The following is a 21957-nucleotide window of genomic DNA, read 5'->3' as shown; positions in this document are numbered from 1 at the left end:
ACAGAGACCACGACTTTACCCTCTTCTGAGAAATCAACTTTCTGAGCATCGCAGACTACCTTGAGGTCGGTTTTAGCTTTTGCCAGATACTCCACACTCATACCCTGCGGAATCCAGCGTGCTCCTGCTGGAATGGAGGCATCTGTTGTCATCCCCGCAACCAGCTCTGCAGCATTACACATGGCAATGGCATGCACAGTGCCCAGATGGTTATGCACCTTCTTCTGGTTACGGAGTACGAGCTCACAGTAACCTGCGCGGTAATCAATGATCTCAGGGTCGATCGTTGCAAAATAGGGAGCTACCTGGCCAATTCCCTTCGAAAACATCTCATTACCCATCTGCTTATACATTGCTAAGAACTGACTCATTATCATTATCCTGCTTAAGTTATTAGAAACGTGAAATCGTGGTGTTAAGGAAACGACAGATAACTTCCAGCTCTGACTGACCAAAACCTTCAGACAACCGGCTATTCAGTTCATCTAGTAAGGTTGGGATCTTAGGTAGTACCTCCTCACCCTTGGCATCCAGAAATAGATTACAGCCTCTTCCGTCGGCTGCACTTTGCTGCTTACGGATAAGGCCTGCTTTTTCCATACGCCCAACCAGGCCTGAAACCGCTGGCTTATTAAGGCCCAACGCGTGTCCCAGCTCTTTCTGCAGACAACCAGACTGTTTTGCAACGAATAAAAGTGCCGCCACCTGAGTTACCGGTATTCCAAGCCTGGATTCAGCCTCAGCATCAACGGAATGAAACACTTTGTGTCTTGCCATATTCAGCAGAAAGAACAGACGTTGATCCACGATTTATCTCCTTAACTAACGATCTCAGAAAAATAGTACGCATACAAACCATTAGTTGTAATAACGAAATCCACCAACATTTTTTACCGATGAAGAAAATAGTCAGCGTTATTCTTTAGGGGTTAGTGATTATTAGATGGGGTAAGATGAAATACGATAATGCTCGCCAGCGGGCCCGCTTCCAACTACGATCTAGTTACTCGCGACTAGACTCACCTCCTTGTGCGGGAGCGACGCCCCGTCGCGATTAAGACTATCAAAATCTCGCCGCGAGGCGCGCCTCCTACAAACCTTTCTCTTATGTGGGAACGACGCCCCGTCGCGATTAGGACTATTAAAACCTCGCCGCAAGATGCGCCTCCTACAAACCTTTCTCTTATGTGGGAGCGACATCTTGTCGCGAAAAGATCAAAACCCTCGCCGCGGGACGCAGTTCCCACCAGAACCGAGCGTATAGCGATTAGACTCTTCCTCCTATGTAGGAGCGATACTGCTTAATACTGATATTTCTGAACGATGGCAGTAAAGCTACCATCGGCTTTCATCTGCTCCATGGCAACGCGCACATTCTCAACAAAGGCTGGAGAAACTCTGGCTTTTGAAAACAGCAGATAGGTCGACCAGGAAAGCACTTCCATACGCTGCCCCTGGAACAGAACAATATCAATTTGATCTTCAAGGCCCTGCTGCTTGATATAGAACATCACTGGCAGAAGGTCCCCTACAAACATATCAACGCGGTCATTTAGTAATTGATTAACACTCTGTTCCGTCGAATCGGCCAACTCAATCTTATGAAAACGCTGCTCGTCCAGCGCCCGCCGGAATGGCCCACTCCCATATAGGTAACCTGCTCTGACAGAGATATCCTTATCAAATACATTGGCAAAATCCGGTCTGACCTGGAATTGATCCGCCTTTCGCTTAAAAAGCACATAACTTTGCTGGATCAAAACACTATCGACATAGTAGCCCCACCGCTTACGCGGCTCATTTTTACCGGCATTAAATAACAGGTCCCGCTCGCCGTGTTCGGTTACATAAACTGCTCGTTTCCAGGGAAAAAACTGAAATTCCACCTCTTTGACACCGACTCGCATCAAGGCTTCTCGGGTAATCTCAACAGCCAGTCCTTTGGCTTCACCCTCTTCGAGATACTCATAGGGGGGATAATGGAGTGTACTGGCGAGGATTCTGTCAGGTACCTCTTCGGCATGAATGAGCGCAGCATAGATCACTGCTACGAATAGCATCCCTGCCTTTAAACTACCTGACAACATCGACCTGCCTCAGTTAAATAGTATCTAAGTCAGTATTATTCATTTAACGCGCAGGTCAAATCTGCTTCTTAGTTAGCAACAAGGCTTGCCTCTCCAGGCTGATCAACTAACTCCAACCACCATGCGATTGACTGAGCCGGTTTGGTGATAGAAACCTGCTCACCCATTATCGGCGTAAGAAGGCGCACCTGATTGAGTTCAGCAGCCGCGCTCACTCTCTCCAAAGGCTCGTACCAGTCATGCAGTGCCAGATCAAAGGTACTGTTGTGAATAGGTAACATCGCCCGACCTTTTAGATCGAGGTGCGCCTGAACACTTTGCTCTGGAAGCATATGAATTTCAGACCACATTTCGTTATAGGCGCCGGTTTCAATCATAGTGATATCAAAAGGCCCGTAACGTTCACCAATCTCTTTAAAACCTGAAAAGTAACCTGAGTCCCCACTGAAGAAGAGATTCGCTTGCTCCCCCTGGATCACCCAGCTAGCCCAAAGAGTTTCATCCTTATCGAACATGCCACGTCCAGAAAAATGCTGTGCTGGAGTTGCTATGAGCTTCACAGAACCTAGCTGCACTGACTGCCACCAATCTTTCTCGATCACTTTCTTTGGATCCAGGCCCCAATCAATCAGGCGCTGCCCTACCTTTAATGGCGTCACAAACCATTCAGCTTTATCACTTAATTTTTTAACGGTGTCCTTATCAAGGTGATCGTAGTGGTCATGGCTAATCACAACCGCTTTAAGCGGTGGCAGATCTTCTATAACCAGAGGCGTATCATGAAATCGTTTTGGTCCTGCCCACTGCACCGGTGAGCTGCGCTCGCTGAACACGGGATCCGTTAAAAAGAAGTCACCATCCAGCCTAATTAAGACACTTGAGTGGCCGAGCCTATACAAAACAGGCGATTCAACCTGCTTCAACTGATCCGCTGTTATCTGATTCACCGGTAACTCGACTTGTGGCTGCGGCTCTGCACGCTTGGCACGCATATACTCCCAGCTAATATCCATAATTTTGCTGAAAGAGTTTTCATAACGAAGCTCGGTGTTTAGAAACTTACCTTTCTCCATATCAGCGCCACCATGGCCTACCTGTTTCTCAGATTTCGTTGCACACCCCGATCCAAATACCGATGCCATAATAACCACCCCCGCAATAACCGACACACATTTAAAAACGATTTTCATGATTTACCACACACAAAGTAAACTACACGGTGCAGTTTATATAATTTTATCAATAAGTAAACTATTCGGTGTATAATTTACCTTTCTTAACAATGCAGGATTGCCATCTATGGCCGAGAAGAAGCTGTCCCGCAGCGAGTTAAAGCGCAAAGCTATACTCGATGCAGCCAAAGAATCCTTTCAGGAGAACGGAGTACAAGGCACCAGCATGGATCAGCTTGCCGCACGCGCCCAGGTATCAAAGCGCACGGTATACAATCATTTCACTTCCAAAGAAGCCCTGGTGATTCATCTGGTAGCTGATCTATGGAAGCAAGCCACCCAGTCGATCGAACTTAACTTTGATGCGGAAGGCGACCTTCAAACTCAGCTATCGTCTCTACTCCAGGCAGAGATGAATGTTGTCTGCAGCACGGAATATCTGGATCTTGCCCGTGTAGCTATAGGCCACTACTTCTATCACCCTGAAGCCCTGCAGGCTGAACTAAGCCGCTTCGATAAAACAGAAACTGCCCTATACCGGTGGCTGGAAACCGCGATTGATAATGGACACCTCAAGAAAATAGATCCCTCTTTCGCCATCAATCAGCTACATAGCCTGATAAAAGGCAATTGCTTCTGGCCGCAGCTACTCCAGGTTGAAGCGATACCTTCACTGGCTGAACGTCAGCATCTTGCCGATGAGTCAGCAGCCATGTTCCTTAATTACTACCAGCACTAATACTTCCTTAGGAAACAACCATGAAATTCGTCAATCTCAACCCGGCTGACGCCTTTACTAAAGCGATCAAGGCAAGCAGCAAAGACAACAAACTGGTGGTATGCGGAACAGATGAGGATAAATCCTACATAGAGGAACACCTGCTTGATGCTCCTCAGTCGCCAAAAGATATCATCCGCTCAGCAGCCAAAGTTAAGGTCGAGCTTTGGCTCAAGGAAAAACGCCTTGAGTTGGAAGCTGAAGAAGCGATTAATCTCAGTGAAATCAGCGGTGAATGGAAATCCGAATCAAACGACAAACAAGGCTTTAACCTGGCAACAGATTTCGTTACGGGCGAAGCCGTGGACAACCTTCTTGGGGTAAAGATCAAAACCGATAGCAGCTGGAAAATTCCTGCGCACTTCAAATTTGGTGGCTGGAACCACTGCCCCTCCCCAGATGTACATTGCGCCATCTGGAAGCACTGGCAACTAAAATATGGCGCAAAAATAGTCGGCGTCAGTAATGATGTAATCGAAGCTTACATCACCAAGCCGCCAAAAACTCAGGAGGAAGCGATGGCACTCGCCTGGGAGCAATACCTTTACTGCCCGGATATCGTTGAACAAGGTGTAGAAACCGTCGCAAAACTGGCTGAAGTGCTGATCAACCACGACTGCTGGTATTTTTGGTGGGATTAGAGGGTAAAGGCAGGACGCCGCTGCGCGGCTAGAGATCGCTTCGCTTAAAGGACGGCTGTGCCTAGAGGACGCTGCTGCGCAGCTAGAGAAAAGGCTGTGGAATGCGGCTAAGTGCGGCAAGTTTCGGCTGGCTTTAACCGCCTTCCCGCTCAAACAGACAAAAAAAACCCACGCTTTGCAGCGTGGGGTTTAAGGAAGAACAGCAAGTCAGCTCTGATAGGTAAACTAACCCGCCTTTCGCTCTCCAACTTTACAACAGATTTAAAAACTATCGCCTGGAATACGCAGATTGCCTTCCATGATGACGCGCGCACTTCGACTCATGACCGCCTTCTTCGCAGTCCAGTCACCATTTTGCTCTTCCGCAGCCGCACCTACGCGGAGCGTACCTGATGGATGGCCGAAAGTTACTGCTTCACGCTCACCACCACCGGCTGCCAGGTTAACCAGCGTGCCTGGAACTGCAGCAGCCGTTGCAATGGCTACAGAAGCCGTACCCATCATCGCGTGATGTAGTTTGCCCATAGACAATGCACGTACACACACATCGATGTCGCCCGCAGAGATCTGCTTACCACTAGACGCTTCGTAGTCGGTTGCAGGCGCTACGAAAGCAATCTTAGGCGTATGCTGACGGGCAACTGCTTCAGAGATGTCACTGATCAAGCCCATCTGTACCGCACCATAGGCACGCATGGTTTCGAAGCGAGCTAATTCGTCAGCGTTACCGTTAATATCCTTTTGCAGCTCAGTACCTTTGTAACCGATCTCTTCAGCGTTAACGAAGATCGTCGGGATACCCGCATTGATAAAGGTTGCTTTGAAAGTACCAACGCCTGGTACTTCCATATCATCGACCAGGTTTCCAGTCGGGAACATAGAGCCCTCGCCATCAGCAGGATCCATGAATTCGATCACGACTTCAGCTGCCGGGAATGTCACTCCATCTAATTCGAAGTCACCGGTTTCCTGTACTTCACCGTTGGTGATTGGCACATGCGCGATAATGGTCTTTTTGATGTTCTTCTGCCAAATACGCACAGTGCAGATGCCGTTTTCAGGAATACGCTCAGGGTCTACCAGACCGCCACTAATAGCAAAAGCACCTACTGCCGCAGTCAGGTTACCGCAGTTACCTGACCAATCAACGAACGCTTTGTTGATAGCAACCTGACCAAACAGGTAATCCACATCGTGATCTGGCTCAGAACTCTTATCCAGAATAACCGTCTTACTGGTACTAGAAGTCGCACCGCCCATTCCGTCAATCTGCTGACCGTAAGGGTCTGGGCTTCCGATCACGCGCATTAAAATTTTATCGCGTGCTTCACCGGGTTCCTGCGCAACTTCTGGCAGGTCCTGACGACGAAAGAAAACACCTTTACTGGTACCGCCGCGATAGTAGGTCGCAGGGATTTTTATCTGTGGTACATGGGCCATTTATCTATCCTTTCTTAGGGTGTGGTACAACAAAACAACCACGATTAAGAAAACGTTTAGTGACGATTACTGTTCAGCTGTCAGATCCGCTCTTTGGCGGTTTCTCTACTCTGGCTGATCAATTCAGATCAGTAATCGTTAGTAAAAGCTTTCAAAGGTGATGGGCGTTGCCTGCTCGACTTTTTAAATCTCAGCTCTACGTGAGCCTGTAGAGCCGAGATTTGCAAACAACGCCTATCGGTTCAGTACGCTATTAATTCCCTTCCAGGAAATCTTTAGCGAAACGCTGCAGTACACCGCCCGCGTTGTACACATGTACCTCAGCAGCAGTATCCAGACGGCAAGTTACTGGTACTTCTACCTTCTCGCCGTTAGCGCGGTTGATGATCAGAGTCAGATCGCAACGTGGTGAGATCTCACCAACGATGTCGAACGTTTCCGTACCATCGATGTTGTAAGTGTGACGAGTTTCGCCGTCTTTAAACTGCACAGGTAGTACACCCATACCCACCAGGTTAGTACGGTGAATACGTTCGAAGCCTTCAGCCACGATTGTTTCAACACCTGCAAGGCGAACACCTTTTGCAGCCCAGTCACGTGAAGAGCCCTGACCGTAATCAGCACCTGCAACGATAATCAGGTTCTGCTTACGCTCCATGTAGGTTTCAATCGCTTCCCACATACGGCTTTCAGTGCCTTCTGGCTCAATACGTGCCAGAGAACCCTGCTTGATCTCACCGCTTTCATCACGGCACATCTCGTTAAGCAGTTTCGGGTTAGCGAACGTAGCACGCTGTGCTGTCAGGTGGTCACCACGGTGTGTCGCGTAAGAGTTGAAATCCTCTTCCGGCAGACCCATTTTCGCGCAGTATTCACCTGCAGCTGAGCTCGCCTGGATTGCGTTAGATGGCGACAGGTGGTCAGTTGTGATGTTGTCACCCAGTACCGCCAGTGGACGCATACCTTTCATAGTACGCTCGCCTGCCAATGCGCCTTCCCAGTATGGAGGACGACGGATATAGGTAGACATTGGGCGCCAGTCGTAAAGTGGGCTTTCAGCACGCTCTACGTCACCCAGATCAAACATTGGGATGTAGATCTGGTTAAACTGCTCAGGCTTAACCGCCTTAGCAACAATTGCATCGATCTCTTCGTCAGATGGCCACAGATCTTTCAGCGTGATCTCTTTACCATCAACCACTGCCAGTACGTCATTTTCAATGTCAAAACGAACGGTACCTGCAATCGCGTAAGCGACAACCAGTGGTGGTGAAGCCAGGAACGCCTGCTTAGCGTGTGGGTGGATACGACCGTCAAAGTTACGGTTACCGGACAGTACTGCTGTCGCGTACAGGTCACGATCAACCACTTCTTTTTCGATGACTGGATCCAGTGCACCGGACATACCGTTACAAGTCGTACATGCGTAAGCAACGATACCGAAGCCCAGTTTTTCCAGTTCTGGCAGAAGACCCGCTTCTTCCAGATACAGTTTTGCAACTTTCGAACCTGGAGCAAAAGACGTTTTAACCCAAGGCTTACGAACCAGACCCAGCTCGTTAGCTTTCTTAGCCACAAGGCCAGCCGCTACAACGTTGCGTGGGTTAGATGTGTTTGTACAAGACGTAATGGCAGCAATGATGACTGCACCATCTGGCATCAGGCCATCCGCTTCTTCTGCTTTCGCAGCTTCCAGCATATCTGCACCCGCAATACCACGCTCGTTCAGCGCAGTCGTCGGCAGACGACGATGTGGGTTAGATGGGCCTGCCATGTTACGGCCAACCGAAGACAGATCAAACTCCAGTACACGCTCGTACTCAGCTGTTTCAAGATCAGTCGCCCATAGGCCTGTCTCTTTAGCATACTGCTCAACCAGAGCAACCTGCTCAGGTTCACGGCCAGTCAGCTTCAAGTAATCGATAGTCTGTTCATCGATGTAGAACATACCCGCAGACGCGCCGTATTCAGGTGTCATATTAGACAACGTCGCACGGTCACCGATAGACAGTGTCGCAGCACCTGGGCCGAAGAACTCAAGGTAAGAAGAAACAACTTTCTCGTTACGCAGGAACTCGGTCATCGCCAATGCGATATCTGTCGCAGTGATACCAGGCTGACGTTCGCCAACGATCTTAACACCTACGATATCTGGAAGACGCATCATTGATGGCAGACCCAGCATAACTGTTTCAGCTTCCAGACCACCTACACCGATTGCGATTACACCCAGCGCATCAACGTGTGGTGTGTGCGAGTCAGTACCGACACAAGTGTCCGGGTACGCTACACCGTCACGGTTCTGGATAACCGGAGACATCTTCTCCAGGTTGATCTGGTGCATGATGCCGTTACCGGCAGGGATAACATCTACGTTATCAAACGCAGTTTTACACCAGTCGATAAAGTGGAAACGGTCGTCGTTACGACGGTCTTCAATCGCACGGTTTTTCTCAAATGCATCTGGATCAAAACCTGGCGCTTCAACAGCCAGAGAGTGGTCAACGATCAGCTGTGTTGGTACAACCGGGTTAACCGCTGCAGGGTCACCGCCCTGATCAGCAATCGCATCACGCAGACCCGCCAGGTCAACCAGTGCAGTCTGACCAAGGATGTCATGACATACAACACGCGCTGGGTACCAAGGGAAATCCAGTGTACGTTTAGTTTCAATTAACTGTTTCAGAGAGTCGGTAAGCGCTTCAGGCTCACAACGACGAACTAGCTGCTCAGCAAGTACACGAGACGTGTATGGCAGCTTAGCGTAAGCACCTGGCTGGATATCTTCAATCGCCGCGCGGGTATCAAAGAAATCAACAGAGGCACCTGGTAAAGGCTTGCGGTATAAAGTGTTCATGGCACAACCTGTCAGGTTTAATCAGGCCGAGAGGAATCGGTAAAGCTAATCTCTCAGCTTTTTATTATTCAAAAATCAGGACAGCGACCCACCTAGGAAAAATAGGCCGCCGTCTGGCGTCGTCACTTATGGACGATCTTCGATAGCAACCCATTCAGCCGATTCTGGACCAGTGTAGTCAGCAGAAGGACGAATGATACGGTTGTTAGCGCGCTGTTCCATAACGTGAGCAGTCCAACCTGCCGCACGAGAACAAACGAAAATAGGCGTAAACAGCTTCGTTGGGATACCCATGAAGTTGTATGCAGAGGCATGGAAGAAGTCAGCATTACAGAACAGTTTCTTCTCACGCCACATCACTGCTTCAACACGCTCAGAAACCGCGTACAGGTGAGTATCACCAACCTGTGCAGACAGTTTCTTTGACCATTCTTTGATGATCGCATTACGTGGGTCAGACTCACGGTAGATCGCGTGACCAAAGCCCATGATCTTATCTTTACGCTCAAGCATACCCATGATCGCAGCTTCTGCTTCATCAGCAGATTTCCACTGTTCGATCATGTCCATAGCCGCTTCGTTCGCACCACCGTGCAAAGGACCACGCAGGGAACCAATCGCACCGGTTACACAGCTGTGAATATCAGACAGTGTAGAAGCACATACACGTGCAGTGAACGTCGATGCGTTGAACTCATGCTCTGCATAAAGAATCAGAGAAGCGTGCATTACTTCAACATGCAATGGCTCTGGCTTTTCGTTGTGCAGAGTCCACAGGAACTGCTCAGCAATAGAGTCTGCGTCAGTTTCAACATTAACGCGCACACCATTGTGGCTGAAGTTGTACCAGTAGTTGATCATGCCTGGGAAGATGGCCAGCATGCGATCAATGTGATCGTGCTGCTCAGAGAAATCTTTCTCTTCTTCCAGGTTACCCAGCATTGAACAACCCGTACGCATAACATCCATTGGGTGTGCTTCTGCAGGAATCTGTTCCAGAACAGTTTTCAGTGCTTCTGGCAGACCACGCAGGCTTTTCAGCTTAGCTTTGTAAGCATCTAGTTCAGCCTGGTTAGGTAGCTTTCCGTAAAGCAGCAGATATGCAACTTCTTCAAACTGTGCTTTATCAGCCAGTTCTTTAATATCGTAACCACGGTAGGTCAGACCTGCGCCTGTTTTACCTACGGTGCACAGTGCGGTTTCACCTGCGGACTGACCACGAAGACCTGCACCGCTCAGTTTTTTGTCGACCATAATGTGCTCCTGTTTCCTATCTGTGTGGGCTCTAACGGCCCACTTTTTAATCGATTAATGTTTTAACTGTTGTAACTATTACTTGTTTTTGCCTTCAGCAAAAAGCGCATCCAACTTCTGTTCGAAGTCGTGGTAGTTCAAGAAATCGTAAAGTTCCATACGTGTCTGCATCGTATCAACAACCGCTTTCTGGTCGCCGTCACGTAGCAGAGCTTCGTATACATTCAGAGCAGCTTTGTTTGCAGCACGGAACGCAGACAGTGGGTAAAGCACCATGGTTGCGCCGTTTTCAGCCAGCTCTTTAGTGTTGAATAGTGGAGTCGCACCAAACTCAGTGATGTTTGCCAGCAGGTGCGCACCATTGATCCCATCAGAAAATGCTTTGTAGTCATCCAGAGTGTGAACTGCTTCAGCGAAGATGCCATCCGCACCCGCTTCCAGACATGCCTGTGCACGTTCAACCGCAGCGTTCAGACCTTCCATCTGGAATGCATCAGTACGTGCCATTACGAAAAAGTCGTCGTCAGTTTTTGCATCTACAGCGGCTTTAACGCGATCAACCATCTCCTGCAGAGAAACGATCTCTTTATTAGGACGGTGACCACAACGCTTCTGAGCTACCTGGTCTTCAATATGAACCGCAGCAGCGCCTGCTTTGATCATCTCTTTAACTGTACGAGAGATGTTGAATGCACCGCCCCAACCTGTATCGATATCAACCATCAGCGGAGTTTCTACTGCGCTGGTGATACGGCTAACATCAGCCAGAACGTCGTTCATAGAAGTCATACCCAGATCCGGCAGACCGTAAGAGTGGTTTGCTACACCGCCGCCAGACAAGTAAATAGCCTGGTGACCAACACGCTCGGCCATCATTGCGTGATATGCGTTTGTGGTACCTACGATCTGAAGTGGGTTTGCTTCAGCAAGTGCTTTACGGAAACGAGCACCGGCAGACAGGTTATTGGACATGTTATTCACCTCTGGTTTCGGTCACTTTAGTCAGCTTCTCCTCGATGTTCTTACGAGCTGAGCCTATATGACGTCGCATGAGCATTTCGGCTAATTCCGGATCTCGCGCTTCGATGGCGTCGATGATCTGGCGATGCTCTTTTAACGCCCGCTTAGGTCGCGAACTGGAGACACTGAACTGATATCTGTACATTCGTACCAGGTGGTAAAGATCTCCTCCGAGGAACTCAAGCAACTTCGAATTCTTGCTGCCGTGAACGATTCGGTAATGGAAATCCAGATCACCTTCTTTTTGAAAATATGAGCGTCCATCAAGCTGTTCGATACTTTCTTCGTGCTCATTCAGAAGCGCTCGGAGGCTGTCTATCTCGTCTTGCGGCATATTTTCTGCTGCAAGGCGACAAGCCATCCCTTCCAGGGCTTCCCTGACACGATATATCTCGACCAGCTCTTTTGCCGACAGATTAACAACCCGGGCACCTACGTGCGGTTTACGCTCAACCAGTCTGAGAGCTTCCAAACGACGCATCGCTTCGCGCAATGGGCCACGGCTAATGCCGTAAGTTCGGGCCAGCTCTGGCTCGCTAATTTTCTGACCTGGTGGTATTTCACCGATGACGATCGCATTAACGATCTGTTCACAAACCCGGTCAGCCAATGTACGCGTTTCTGGTTCAAACGCTTTGTTATCTGTAATTTCTGTCATAACAACCAAAGATTGAAGATTGTCGACAATTTCGAACTGAGACCAAGATACTCCTGCAATTTTGGACAGTCAACTCGAAATTGGCGAAAAATTGTCAACACAATACAAAAGTAGAAGGAATCTACAAACAAGTCTGATACGACTCAGGCTTGTCGAGCAATTGAAGTGCGAGGCAATGGTTACAGGAATGCTGGTTGCCTTCTGAAAACCATTAACAAAGCAATTCTATTGCTCGAAAAGCCCCAAAGGGTAGGCTCTATAACGGCCATCTGCTTTGTCAGTCTACTTGAAAAGGTCTCGACATTTCGCAGCGCAGCCTTTCTTGCATCTGGCCGTTCTATAGCCTACTGAGAATGTATGAGACTCATTTGCAGATTCCTATAGGTTTTACCCTATCTCTTTATATTTCTTATTTGTTCAGAAAGCGTTGATGCTCATCATTCATTATGCGAGCTATCTGGCGCGGCTTCTGAAATGGCAAAGAATGATCGGTTCCAGCCATTAAAAAGTAATGCCAGTTTGGCAATCGCTCAGCCAGATCCCTCTGGTACTGATGCATTAATTCAACACTGTTGCCGCCGATGAAGCTGGTCACATCGCCCTGGGCGGCAACCAATTGTTCACGGTCAATCTCTTTTATTACCTGGGTCACACAATCCAAAGCATTGGCAAAGCCCTGCGGCCGATGCCCTAATCGGCTCACTGTGAGCTTCTCCACTTGTGGCGATACCCGACGATTAGGAGAGATCGCATCCAGGAAATTGGTAATCCCTCTGTCGACATCCGCACTCTGGCGCAGGTGAATAGCGGCTTCAGAAAACTGCTCACGTAGCTCTACAGTTGTATCCCAGCAAGGGCGATCCAGCACAGCTGATTCAAGCAGGAACTGTTTGCCGACCCGATCACCGTGCTGTTGCTTAAATAACAGTGAAACCAAGCCGCCTAGCGAATACCCCCCTAAATCAAAATCCCACCAACCCAAATGATCAACCAAAGCATTCAGATCAGCGACTAACTGCTGGGCACTAAATGCATGCTCAGAACGATCTGGGAAATGGGTCCCCCCCATCCCCCTTTGATCGGGTACTAAAACTTCAGACCACTCAGTAAGAAAAGCGATAATAGCGTCCCAGGTATCAACGCCAGCAACCCCTGCACCATGTAACAAAACCAACCTACGTTTGGTTGTCACTTCAGGGTTACGGTAAATACGGTAGACAATATGTTGATCTGGCAGGTGAAACTCGCGCTGTTCTACCGAAAAAGGATGTTTCATTAACTCTATCGACTCTTATATAGGTATAAATTTAACTTGAGTAGATTCATTCTAGCGAAAAGGAGCTTGCTGACCACCATTTTGTCGACAATCTTTGGTCGCAGCTTTTTTTAGGTCCATCATAGACAGCCCTTAAGGTGTTTCTTACAATTCGCACTCATTCAATAATTATTAGTAGTCATCTCTTTGATCACGCAACGCTCCCTTCCTTACCTGACCTCAAGCGAACCTTATTTTGAAAAGGTTCGAGAACTGGGGCAGGCCGTGTTTCTCGATAGTGGCCGCCCAAAATGTCCGTGGGGGCGATTTGATATCATTGCGGCTGCCCCAGTAGAAAGCCTCGAGTTGGACGCCAACAACCCAGACAATGCTTTCGACCAGTTAGAAGCGCTTTATCAGCGCTATGCGATTGATCTTGATGAAAACCCAGACCTGCCCTTTCAGGGCGGAATCATTGGCCACTTTGCCTATGACCTGGGCCGCTGTGCGGAAACGCTACCAACTTGCGCTGAGGATTTTGCCAAGCTACCTGATATGCGGGTGGGTATGTACCTGTGGGCCGTTGTGGTGGATCATCATAAGCAAACAGCTGTTCTTGTAGCTGATTCAAGAGTTTCTGTTGATCAGATCGATGCACTTGAAAGCCGTTTACTAAAAGAGAGCAACGCCAAAAAGCAGCCATTTAGTTTGCGGGCACCTTTTAAGGCCAATATGGACGAGGCGGGCTATCGGGTAAAACTAAATAAGGTTGATGAGTACATTCACGCGGGTGATTGCTATCAGGTGAATTTTGCCCAACGCTGGAACAGCGAATATCAGGGAGATAGCTGGCAAGCCTACAAACAACTTCGTAGTGCTGCCCCAACACCTTACTCTGCCTTTATTGATAGCGGGAAAGATCAGATTCTTTCACTCTCGCCTGAGCAGTTTCTTGAAACACTGAATGGCCAGGTCACCACAAAGCCGATCAAAGGCACCCGACCGCGCTCCCAGGACACCGATACCGATAACCAACTCAAACAGGAGCTCGCCGAGTCGCTCAAAGATCGTGCTGAGAACCTGATGATTGTTGACCTGCTCAGAAACGACTTGAGCAAAGTTTGCGAACACAACAGTGTTAAGGTTCCTAAACTGTTCAATATCGAGTCCTATGCCAACGTCCACCATAAGGTCAGCACGGTGACCGGCAAACTCTCTGATAAATACACGCCCATCGCGCTTCTAAAGCATTGCTTTCCCGGTGGCTCTATCACGGGTGCACCAAAAATCAGAGCAATGGAGATCATTGAAGAACTGGAACCCCATCGTCGTTCTATCTATTGTGGTTCAATAGGCTATATCAGCCTGTGCGGCCGTATGGACACCAGCATTACCATTAGAACCCTGCTCTGCGAGGATAATCATATCTATTGCTGGGCAGGCGGCGGGATCGTTGCAGACTCAGTGTCATCCATGGAATATAAAGAAACCTTCGATAAGGTGAATAACTTGCTCCATTGCCTGGAAGCAACTATTCCTAAATAAGTATCCGCTTAACCCGGTTGAATACACGTTATGGCAAAAAATAAAACGCTGACTAAAGCGAAAGCGAAAGCGATGGAGATTCTGGATAAGGTTTCTTTTTTTGACGACCTGAGCCAGGCAGATAAATCAGTCTTAGCAGAGTTTCATTGGTGCTTTATCGTGTATGAGCCCCATGATGTCCTGACCGATGAAGACTCCCTGGATAAGCGCTTTTTTATCCTCTTAAGCGGTGGTGTCAGCGTGTTAAAAGGCTCACCGGCACAACTACTGACTCAGTTAAAACCGGGTGAGATCATCGGTGAGATCTCTTTCCTCACCAATGAACCCCGCACCGCAAGCGTTATTGCTAACACCCAAAGTTCTGCACTGGTGATCGATCAGGAACTGCTGGATGAACTTCCGGTCGAGATCCGCGAAAGATTAAAAGATCAGATCATCCTGCGTATGGCCCAGCGACTCAACCGGATGAACAATCGATTTGCCCTTGGGCATCTATAACCTCCTGTTATCTGTAGCGAAATAAATAATACGCTACGAAGTTCTTATATCTGCCGTTGTTTGCCTATAATTGTTTAGTACTGATCATTTAGGGTTGAGTAGTTACATGGGCAAGCTTATAAGCCGGTTGCTAATCTGTCTGTCTCTATTGTCTATACCTGCGTTACATATGCAGGCACACGGTCATGACAGTCCGGAAAAACATCAGGATGTCACCTGGTCCCGCACGGATTTCGCACCTTTTTTTATTCTTGAAGGTGCTTTTATCAATCAGGGAGTCAGTGATGAGATTATCCGCCTACTGATAAGTAAGCTGCCGGATTACGAGCATCATGTATCAGACATGAGCTTAAAACGTATGCTGAAGAGCGCTGAATCAGGCATGCCGATCTGCCATGTGGCTTTGCTGATCACCCCCGAGCGGCAAAAGTTTATCGATTATAGCGATGCCATCATGCGCAACTACGGTAACGGTATTATCACCACTAAAGCAGGTCTTTCACGCTTCAAGTTATCCCCCGACACGATCCAGCCCATTGATCTGGAACAGCTGACCCACACACCTGTATCAATCAGCATTCATGACGGACGGGCTTACTCTCCTTATATCGATAAAGTTATCAAAGAGAATCTGGGAAAGCCTAATTCAATATTCCATAAGAAAACCGGCCTACAGGAACAAAACCGCCTTTTCGAGCGGCTGCTTAGTCAGCGCCTTGATGGACTGATTGCTCGACCTGAGGAAGCTGAATTTAGTAAGCGGATGCTCGGCTTTGAGGACGACCTCTATTACATTCCTATCCAGAACTCCCCTGCTACAAGCCTTGCCTATGTTGGTTGCGCTAAAGGAGACTGGAATAATCAGCTTATCGCCGACCTCAACCAGTTAATTAAAACCGACGTTGAGGTGCAGAAAACGGTTAGTCAGGCATACCGGCAATGGCTGCCGACCCACCTGCAAACCAAATTTGATTCCATTAAGGATGTTACAGTTCCGAAGCCTTAGCCTGCTCGTTAATCAGGTCAGCCATGGAATGCAATGTCAGGTCTGCCGTTGAAGGGAACACATCTTCAAGGCGAATGGATATACGCTCGAACATATCCTGAAGATCAATGAAGGCATCTACGATGTCAGGGTCAAAATGAGTACCTCTACCTGAAAGGATGACGTTCTTAACCTCTTCATGGTCCAACGCACTCTTATAGGGACGTCGTGAGATCATTGCGTCGTAGACATCTGCCACCGCCATTAAACGGGCAACCAGAGGAATATCTTCGCCCTTCAACCCCTGAGGGTAGCCTTTACCATCCCAACGTTCGTGATGACTGAGCGTTACCTGTTGGGCAAATTTAAGGAACTTCACCGCTTTAGAGCCGGACTCTTTTTCCAACATCTGATACGCAGAATTTACAGCTTGGTAACCCAACACCGTGTGGTTCTTCATGATGCTGTATTCATCTGCAGTCAGCGCACCCGGCTTACAAAGGATATGGTCAGGAATACCTACTTTTCCGATATCATGGAGCGCCGAGGTTTTATAGAAAAGCTCTATGGTCTCTTTATCGAGCTGTTTCTGATACTTAGGTAATTTGCGCAGATGTTCCGCCAGCGCTTTAACATAGTGCTGGGTTCTTAGGATATGGTTCCCGGTAGAGTGGTCACGAATTCGGGCGATAGTGGCCAGGCACAAAATAGCTGCATCCTGAACCGCTAGTAATTCCTTTGCTTCAATAAACTGGTCATGCTCAGATACAGAATCATCTTCATCATCCAGTTCTACGTGCCCAAACCCCTGTTTTAGTTTTGCCAGGCTGATATAGGTTTTACACTTTGAGTTAACGACGGAGGCATAAAGCGGCGGGCCAAGATAATCGGAACAACCCAATTCGATAGCCAGCTCCCGATAATCAGCATTCGAGTCATCCCATACCAGAATAACCGGTGTCCCCTGCTCTTCATGCGTTTTGATCATCTCACTCAACTCTGAGAGAGGGTATTTGCCCAACTGATCATGACCAAGCAGAAGCAAACGACTCTCTGCAAGGCTATTACCTATGTCATCACTATGCGATAGCAGATAGTCCTCACGTAAAATACCGGACAAGCAGTCGGTTAGTGAGGAATTATCACTGACAATAGTGGTTAACAACATAGATTAAAGCCCCGTACGTCCCTGGGAAACGAAAAGAATATAGATTAGAAAAACGTATTTTACCTTCTTCTTCAAATATATACACAATTTAAATGGTCATTTTTTCACTGTGACCTATTGTCACATGTGACACTGCGTCACAGGGCAAGGGAAATCTATTTCGCTAGAATCGCCCCAAACAGCCCTTCAGAAAGAATATCACTATGCTCAGGTTTAGCTTCTTTATACTGCTGATTCTGCAATTTCAGATCACGCATGCCGACCTTTATTGGCAACCGATAAAAAAACAGAGCGGCCATTCTCATCATGGACGAGGTGCCAAAAGCTTTTCATTGGCTGACCTGGATAAGCAAACGCCTCTGAGCACCCTGCTGATTCATTCAGACTTAGAACGATCCGAACTAGACGCAAGCTCCGGGACCTTACAACTTAAGCCTACGGGTAAGAGTAATTACCACGCTTTATTCGCTATCCAAAACAGTGATGAGATTGAAAGAAGTGCCATTCGGTATATTTATTTTAACGGTAAGCCGGTTAAAACCAGCCCGCAGGATATTCTTAACCTTAACAAAGCCAGTTTGCAGATTGTTCCTGCCCCTTTGCCTCGCGAACACTGGAAATATGAAAGCCGCAAATCCTACCGTTTCATTATCTCGATGGATGGTACCCCTGTCGCAGACCAGCCAATTTTAGCATCAACGGCCTTTGGCTCAGATCAGATACTCCATAGCGATGAATTCGGTGTTGTAGAACTGACAATACCGGAAGATTTTCCGGAAATTATCCCCGAATCGCGGGCGACTCCACCGGGGGAATTGCGTCTTTTCACCTCTATAGAGGTTGATGGAAAACGTTACGAAACCAGCTTATCGGCACCTTACCGCGTGAGCCCAAGAAACTGGAAGAATGCCTCTCTAGGCTTTCTATTCATAGGGTTTGGCGGTCTGGCTGGTTTTCTCTTAATAGGCAAAATTCCGGCCCACCAGCGGAGAAAGAAAGCATGAACTCAATCATGAACTTAACGGTATTACGTCGAGCAGTTCAGCTCTTTATGTTCATACTCCTTGTCTATGGTTCTGTCGTCGTCGGTTTTTATGCCGCGGATAAAATATCTGGGGCCCTTCCTTCATTAAGTTGCGCCTACGATCAGATGAATGCGGATTACTGCGCATTAATTCCGCTTCAGCATCAGTTTCATCATCGTTTAGGGGCTGCGGTAGATAGTGGAAACTGGTTCACCCTGTTAATGCCAGTGCTCACTACGATGGCTACCTTCTTTATTATGTTTATCATCCTGAATAAAGCGTTTTGCGGCTGGGTCTGCCCACTCGGTTTCTTTCAGGAAGTGATGCAACTGATCGGTCAAAAGCTGGGACTCAGGAAAGTTGATAGTCTATCCCATGATGCCGTGGACAAAGTAAGGCCCGTAAAATGGCTAATGCTCGGTGGGCTGGTATTTGGTTTACCCGCTTTAACAAGTTTAGGCTTTCTATCGGATGAATGGGGCGACCCGTTTTGCCAAATCTGCCCAAGCCGAATCCTTACAACGCTCCTGAGTGCCGATACCGATCAGATATTCGTCGACACCTCGACACCCAGTTATATGTTTTTATCGATACTTGGCGATTTCCTCTTTGGGCTTACCCTGGCTTTAGCCATGACATTGCGACAACCGTTTTGTCGTATCTGCCCTATGCTGGCGCTCCACGCAGTATTTCGAAAACTGGGCCTCGCCAGATTAGTTAAGAAAGGCACATCCCGTTGTGACAAATGCGGCCTGTGTGCTGAAGCCTGCCCGATGGATATTCGGGAGCTGCAAAGCGAATTTAATGATGTTGAAAAAACCAGGGACATTACCCTGCCCGATTGTACGTTGTGCGGTCGTTGCGTGGAATTTTGCCCCGACAAAGATGTTTTACAGCTTCGTTACCTTAACATCCCTGTGTTTAGCGCAGATCCAAAGTACTTCAAAAAACGCAAGAAGGCTCAGAAGCACTGGGATGAGATCAAATTAATCAACCTTGATGCGGGCAAAAAGGTTAGAACATGAGCCCTGAACTACTGCAACTAACCCTCGCAGCCGCCGCCGTATCAGCTTTCCTGATTGGACTAAGTTTTGGCACAGGCCCTTGTAACCTGAGTTGCCTTCCCTACCTAGGCCCGGTACTGCTTGGTCCCGCATCGCAACGTGCTTTCATGTCAGTAGTTTTGCCTTTCATGGGTGGCCGGCTCAGTGGCTATCTGATTCTTGGCATTTTTGCAGCTAGCATAGGCCAGGTTTTACAAACGTTCTTGCAACACCCCGGAATCCCTATTTTTGTTTCACTGATTACCTTGTGGCTCGCAGTAAAGATGTGGAGGCAAACACCTCGCACACTGTGCAGTGCCCCACAAACCTCGTCAGTAGAAAACCCCAATATCATTGCCACTGATGCTTCACCTTCACAGTCTAAAGGTGCAGCTCAGCTTTATGTCTTAGGTTTTTCTCTGGCCCTAACCCCCTGCGTCCCCCTACTTGGTTTACTCACTGTCGCGGCACAAAGCGCAGATGTTTTTTGGGGAGGCGCTGTCGCGCTTAGCTTTGGCCTTGGGGCCATCATAGTCCCTTCTTTATTGGTCAGATACGGTGTTGCGCTGCTTGGAAAAGAGCTGCGAAATCAACTAAGCCAATGGCAAACAGGATTAACAAGGGCTGGCGCATTAATGTTAGTTCTGGTTGCAGTAAACACCGCCTTAAGAGGAGTCCCGATATGATTTGGTTAGATAAAGGCGGCCCCGTCGTTTGGATCTTGTTAGCTTATTCGATTTTAGGTATCAGCATTATTGCTGGCCGCTATCTTCACCTTCTGTTTACGCATCGGGTTAATTTCAATCACCCCGTTGAACAGTGGCCCGAAGGTCCTGAAAAGCGCCTGGTGATTCAACTGCTAAACAAATCCAATACACAGGGCCTGCATACTGATCTGCACGAAGCCGCTATCCATCATATCCATAAAGAGCTCAAACCTTTCGAGTCAGGAATGAAAACGGTCTCAATCCTCGCCCAAACAGCCCCTCTGCTCGGTTTGTTAGGCACAATCACCGGCATGATTAAGGCTTTTCAGGTCATTGAGAATGCCGGTGGTGCCGTTGATGCCATGGCCTTGGCCGGGGGGATCTGGGAAGCGATGCTAACCACCGGGATAGGTTTATCTGTCGCCATCCCTTTGCTGATACTCCTTCACTTCTGGGAATCCGCCGTAACACGCTTTCACTGGCGCCTACAAAGAGCCGCAGCGCTGGTACTCCATGATACCGACCAACAGCAAGCAACGATGACGGCAGCCTAGCGATATGGATTACAAATCCCCGATTCAGCAGAATGCTATTCTGAATATGACGCCACTAATCGACATCGTCTTTCTGCTGTTGGTGTTCTTTATGCTGACCGCACATTTCGTTGAACCTAAGCAACTTGAGATCCAGCTCCCCACCTCCAGCACAGGAGATGATATATCCGAGCTGAAAACCGTTCAGATTTCCATCGATAAAAGCGGCATTTATTACATTAATGAGGAGGCGGTTCACGAGAATATAATCGAAGACCGCCTGAAAACACTTCATCTGCAATCACCTGACCTCATTGTACAATTCCAGGCCGACCAGCAGAGTCGCTACGATAAAGTAATTTATATGATCGACATTGTTCGGCGTGCAGGCATCACGCAGCTTGAGCTCATGACAGAAGAATGAAATCGCAGATTGAAAACGCGCCAACGAAATTAATCTGGGTCGCAGGTGGCGCTATATCTCTCATGCTACATGCAGGGGGAGTGTGGTATCTCAACCAGAACAACCCACCCAATCTAATTTCTGGTCATTTGCCTCAGGCCGGCAGTATCAAACTGGTCATGCATGCAGCGGAGCCCAAAGCTGTCTCCGCCCCACCCATTCTCCCTATACCAATCAAGCCTCCTGCTCCGGTTAAGCAACCTCCGGTAGAGGAAAAAGCAAAACCATCTAGTACTCCGAAGCCGAAGCCGAAGCCGAAGCCGAAGCCGAAGCCGAAGCCGAAGCCGAAGCCGAAGCCGAAGCCGAAGCCAGAACAGGCTAAACCGATCATTGATTCGCAGCCCGTTGAAAAGCACGCAGCCATAGCTGAGCACAAAGAAAGCAGGAATCCACTTGCCACGCACAGCCCAGCTACCTTACATGAGGCAAGCGCGCAACGCCCCGCTGAGAAATCTGCGGCGGTCCTGAAAGATGAACACTTTGCTGAGTTAGTTAAAAGGATTGATAAACACAAACAGTACCCACGCCGGGCGCAGAAACGCAATATTGAAGGCCAGGTTAGCTTTATTTTGCATTTAGATTCACAAGGTAACCTGCAAAGCTTTGAATGGATAAACGGTAACCGGTTATTTTATAAAAGCACGCTGGAAGCGGTGAGAAACTCCCTTCCTTTGCCCCTACCCAAAGGCCTTAACAAGATGAAGTATTCTTTAAGCCTTTCTTACCGATTACTTTAAACCAGCCACTAAAAAGCCCAGCTCCAACCGCAGTTATCTTAAATACACACTGTAGTGAGGCACGCCCCGTGCCGATAGAGAACCATTTCGG

At 48.3% G+C, this 21957-nt stretch carries 22 protein-coding genes; 11 read left to right on the top strand and 11 right to left on the bottom strand.

All coding sequences use genetic code 11. The features are described 5' to 3' along the window. The 4 genes from MED92_RS17435 to MED92_RS17420 form a co-directional block, all read right to left on the bottom strand. A partial coding sequence (locus MED92_RS17435) for a hotdog fold domain-containing protein (RefSeq protein ID WP_007022913.1) occupies window positions 1–371 on the bottom strand: 371 nt, incomplete at its 3' end. Window positions 372–393: 22 nt separating this feature from the next. Next, window positions 394–807: a MarR family winged helix-turn-helix transcriptional regulator gene (locus MED92_RS17430; RefSeq protein WP_007022912.1), complete on the bottom strand. Its 414-nt coding sequence runs from the start codon at window positions 805–807 to the stop codon at window positions 394–396. Between the two features lie 494 nt (window positions 808–1301). Continuing rightward, window positions 1302–2087, bottom strand: a complete 786-nt coding sequence (locus tag MED92_RS17425; protein WP_007022911.1) for a substrate-binding periplasmic protein — start codon at window positions 2085–2087, stop codon at window positions 1302–1304. A gap of 68 nt (window positions 2088–2155) precedes the next feature. After that, on the bottom strand, window positions 2156–3277 hold the full coding sequence (locus MED92_RS17420) for an MBL fold metallo-hydrolase (RefSeq protein WP_007022910.1): 1122 nt from the start codon (window positions 3275–3277) through the stop codon (window positions 2156–2158). A gap of 109 nt (window positions 3278–3386) precedes the next feature. Between MED92_RS17420 and MED92_RS17415 the strand changes: the two genes are divergently transcribed. Together MED92_RS17415 and MED92_RS18745 are read left to right on the top strand one after the other, a co-directional pair. Beyond that, entirely contained in the window at window positions 3387–3998 is a 612-nt protein-coding gene (locus MED92_RS17415; protein WP_007022909.1) for a TetR/AcrR family transcriptional regulator, read from the top strand. A gap of 20 nt (window positions 3999–4018) precedes the next feature. After that, window positions 4019–4678: a DUF4253 domain-containing protein gene (locus tag MED92_RS18745; protein WP_007022908.1), complete on the top strand. Its 660-nt coding sequence runs from the start codon at window positions 4019–4021 to the stop codon at window positions 4676–4678. A 261-nt stretch (window positions 4679–4939) separates the two neighbouring features. Here the strand turns inward: MED92_RS18745 and prpF are convergent, their stop codons facing one another. The 6 genes from prpF to MED92_RS17380 form a co-directional block, all read right to left on the bottom strand. Continuing rightward, entirely contained in the window at window positions 4940–6118 is a 1179-nt protein-coding gene (prpF, locus tag MED92_RS17405; protein WP_007022907.1) for a 2-methylaconitate cis-trans isomerase PrpF, read from the bottom strand. Between the two features lie 253 nt (window positions 6119–6371). After that, complete coding sequence (gene acnD, locus MED92_RS17400) at window positions 6372–8975, bottom strand: Fe/S-dependent 2-methylisocitrate dehydratase AcnD (protein WP_007022906.1); 2604 nt, start codon at window positions 8973–8975, stop codon at window positions 6372–6374. Between the two features lie 126 nt (window positions 8976–9101). Continuing rightward, on the bottom strand, window positions 9102–10229 hold the full coding sequence (gene prpC / locus MED92_RS17395; RefSeq protein ID WP_007022905.1) for a bifunctional 2-methylcitrate synthase/citrate synthase: 1128 nt from the start codon (window positions 10227–10229) through the stop codon (window positions 9102–9104). Between the two features lie 78 nt (window positions 10230–10307). Continuing rightward, window positions 10308–11201, bottom strand: a complete 894-nt coding sequence (gene prpB / locus MED92_RS17390) for a methylisocitrate lyase (protein WP_007022904.1) — start codon at window positions 11199–11201, stop codon at window positions 10308–10310. A 1-nt stretch (window position 11202) separates the two neighbouring features. After that, window positions 11203–11907, bottom strand: coding sequence for a GntR family transcriptional regulator (locus tag MED92_RS17385; protein WP_040663204.1), 705 nt, complete (start codon window positions 11905–11907; stop codon window positions 11203–11205). A 409-nt stretch (window positions 11908–12316) separates the two neighbouring features. Further along, window positions 12317–13183 carry an alpha/beta fold hydrolase gene (locus MED92_RS17380; protein WP_007022902.1) on the bottom strand — a complete coding sequence of 289 codons (867 nt, stop codon included), beginning with the start codon at window positions 13181–13183 and terminating at the stop codon, window positions 12317–12319. A gap of 186 nt (window positions 13184–13369) precedes the next feature. Here MED92_RS17380 and pabB point away from each other — a divergent pair, with 186 nt between their 5' ends. The 3 genes from pabB (at window position 13370) to MED92_RS17365 (ending at window position 16211) form a co-directional block, all read left to right on the top strand. Beyond that, window positions 13370–14707, top strand: coding sequence for an aminodeoxychorismate synthase component I (gene pabB, locus MED92_RS17375; RefSeq protein WP_007022901.1), 1338 nt, complete (start codon window positions 13370–13372; stop codon window positions 14705–14707). A gap of 30 nt (window positions 14708–14737) precedes the next feature. Next, complete coding sequence (locus MED92_RS17370) at window positions 14738–15205, top strand: cyclic nucleotide-binding domain-containing protein (protein ID WP_007022900.1); 468 nt, start codon at window positions 14738–14740, stop codon at window positions 15203–15205. 106 nt (window positions 15206–15311) lie between these two features. Continuing rightward, window positions 15312–16211 (top strand): TIGR02285 family protein, encoded by a 900-nt coding sequence (locus tag MED92_RS17365; protein ID WP_040663201.1) that lies wholly within the window; start codon window positions 15312–15314, stop codon window positions 16209–16211. Here MED92_RS17365 and MED92_RS17360 read toward each other — a convergent pair. Next, entirely contained in the window at window positions 16192–17358 is a 1167-nt protein-coding gene (locus MED92_RS17360; protein ID WP_007022898.1) for an HD-GYP domain-containing protein, read from the bottom strand. The two genes, MED92_RS17365 and MED92_RS17360, sit on opposite strands and share 20 nt — an antisense overlap. Before the next feature lie 203 nt (window positions 17359–17561). Here MED92_RS17360 and MED92_RS17355 point away from each other — a divergent pair, with 203 nt between their 5' ends. From MED92_RS17355 to MED92_RS17330, 6 genes are read left to right on the top strand one after another with little or no spacing between them, the layout of a single operon-like run. Further along, window positions 17562–18362 (top strand): hypothetical protein, encoded by an 801-nt coding sequence (locus tag MED92_RS17355; RefSeq protein ID WP_007022896.1) that lies wholly within the window; start codon window positions 17562–17564, stop codon window positions 18360–18362. Beyond that, complete coding sequence (locus MED92_RS17350; protein WP_007022895.1) at window positions 18359–19408, top strand: 4Fe-4S binding protein; 1050 nt, start codon at window positions 18359–18361, stop codon at window positions 19406–19408. Before MED92_RS17355 ends, MED92_RS17350 begins: the two co-directional genes overlap by 4 nt. Further along, window positions 19405–20112 carry a sulfite exporter TauE/SafE family protein gene (locus tag MED92_RS17345; RefSeq protein ID WP_007022894.1) on the top strand — a complete coding sequence of 236 codons (708 nt, stop codon included), beginning with the start codon at window positions 19405–19407 and terminating at the stop codon, window positions 20110–20112. Before MED92_RS17350 ends, MED92_RS17345 begins: the two co-directional genes overlap by 4 nt. Further along, window positions 20109–20687 carry a MotA/TolQ/ExbB proton channel family protein gene (locus MED92_RS17340; protein WP_007022893.1) on the top strand — a complete coding sequence of 193 codons (579 nt, stop codon included), beginning with the start codon at window positions 20109–20111 and terminating at the stop codon, window positions 20685–20687. The genes MED92_RS17345 and MED92_RS17340 overlap by 4 nt, the downstream gene beginning before the upstream one ends. Window positions 20688–20691: 4 nt before the next feature. Continuing rightward, on the top strand, window positions 20692–21090 hold the full coding sequence (locus MED92_RS17335) for an ExbD/TolR family protein (protein WP_007022892.1): 399 nt from the start codon (window positions 20692–20694) through the stop codon (window positions 21088–21090). Continuing rightward, window positions 21087–21866: an energy transducer TonB gene (locus MED92_RS17330; protein WP_007022891.1), complete on the top strand. Its 780-nt coding sequence runs from the start codon at window positions 21087–21089 to the stop codon at window positions 21864–21866. Before MED92_RS17335 ends, MED92_RS17330 begins: the two co-directional genes overlap by 4 nt. The last annotated feature ends 91 nt before the right edge of the window (window positions 21867–21957 follow it).

Source organism: Neptuniibacter caesariensis, from assembly GCF_000153345.1.
In the GTDB taxonomy this organism is placed as follows: domain Bacteria; phylum Pseudomonadota; class Gammaproteobacteria; order Pseudomonadales; family Balneatricaceae; genus Neptuniibacter; species Neptuniibacter caesariensis.
The sequence above is the reverse complement of the archived record's forward strand: the minus strand, read 5'-3'. Positions and strand labels throughout refer to the sequence as shown.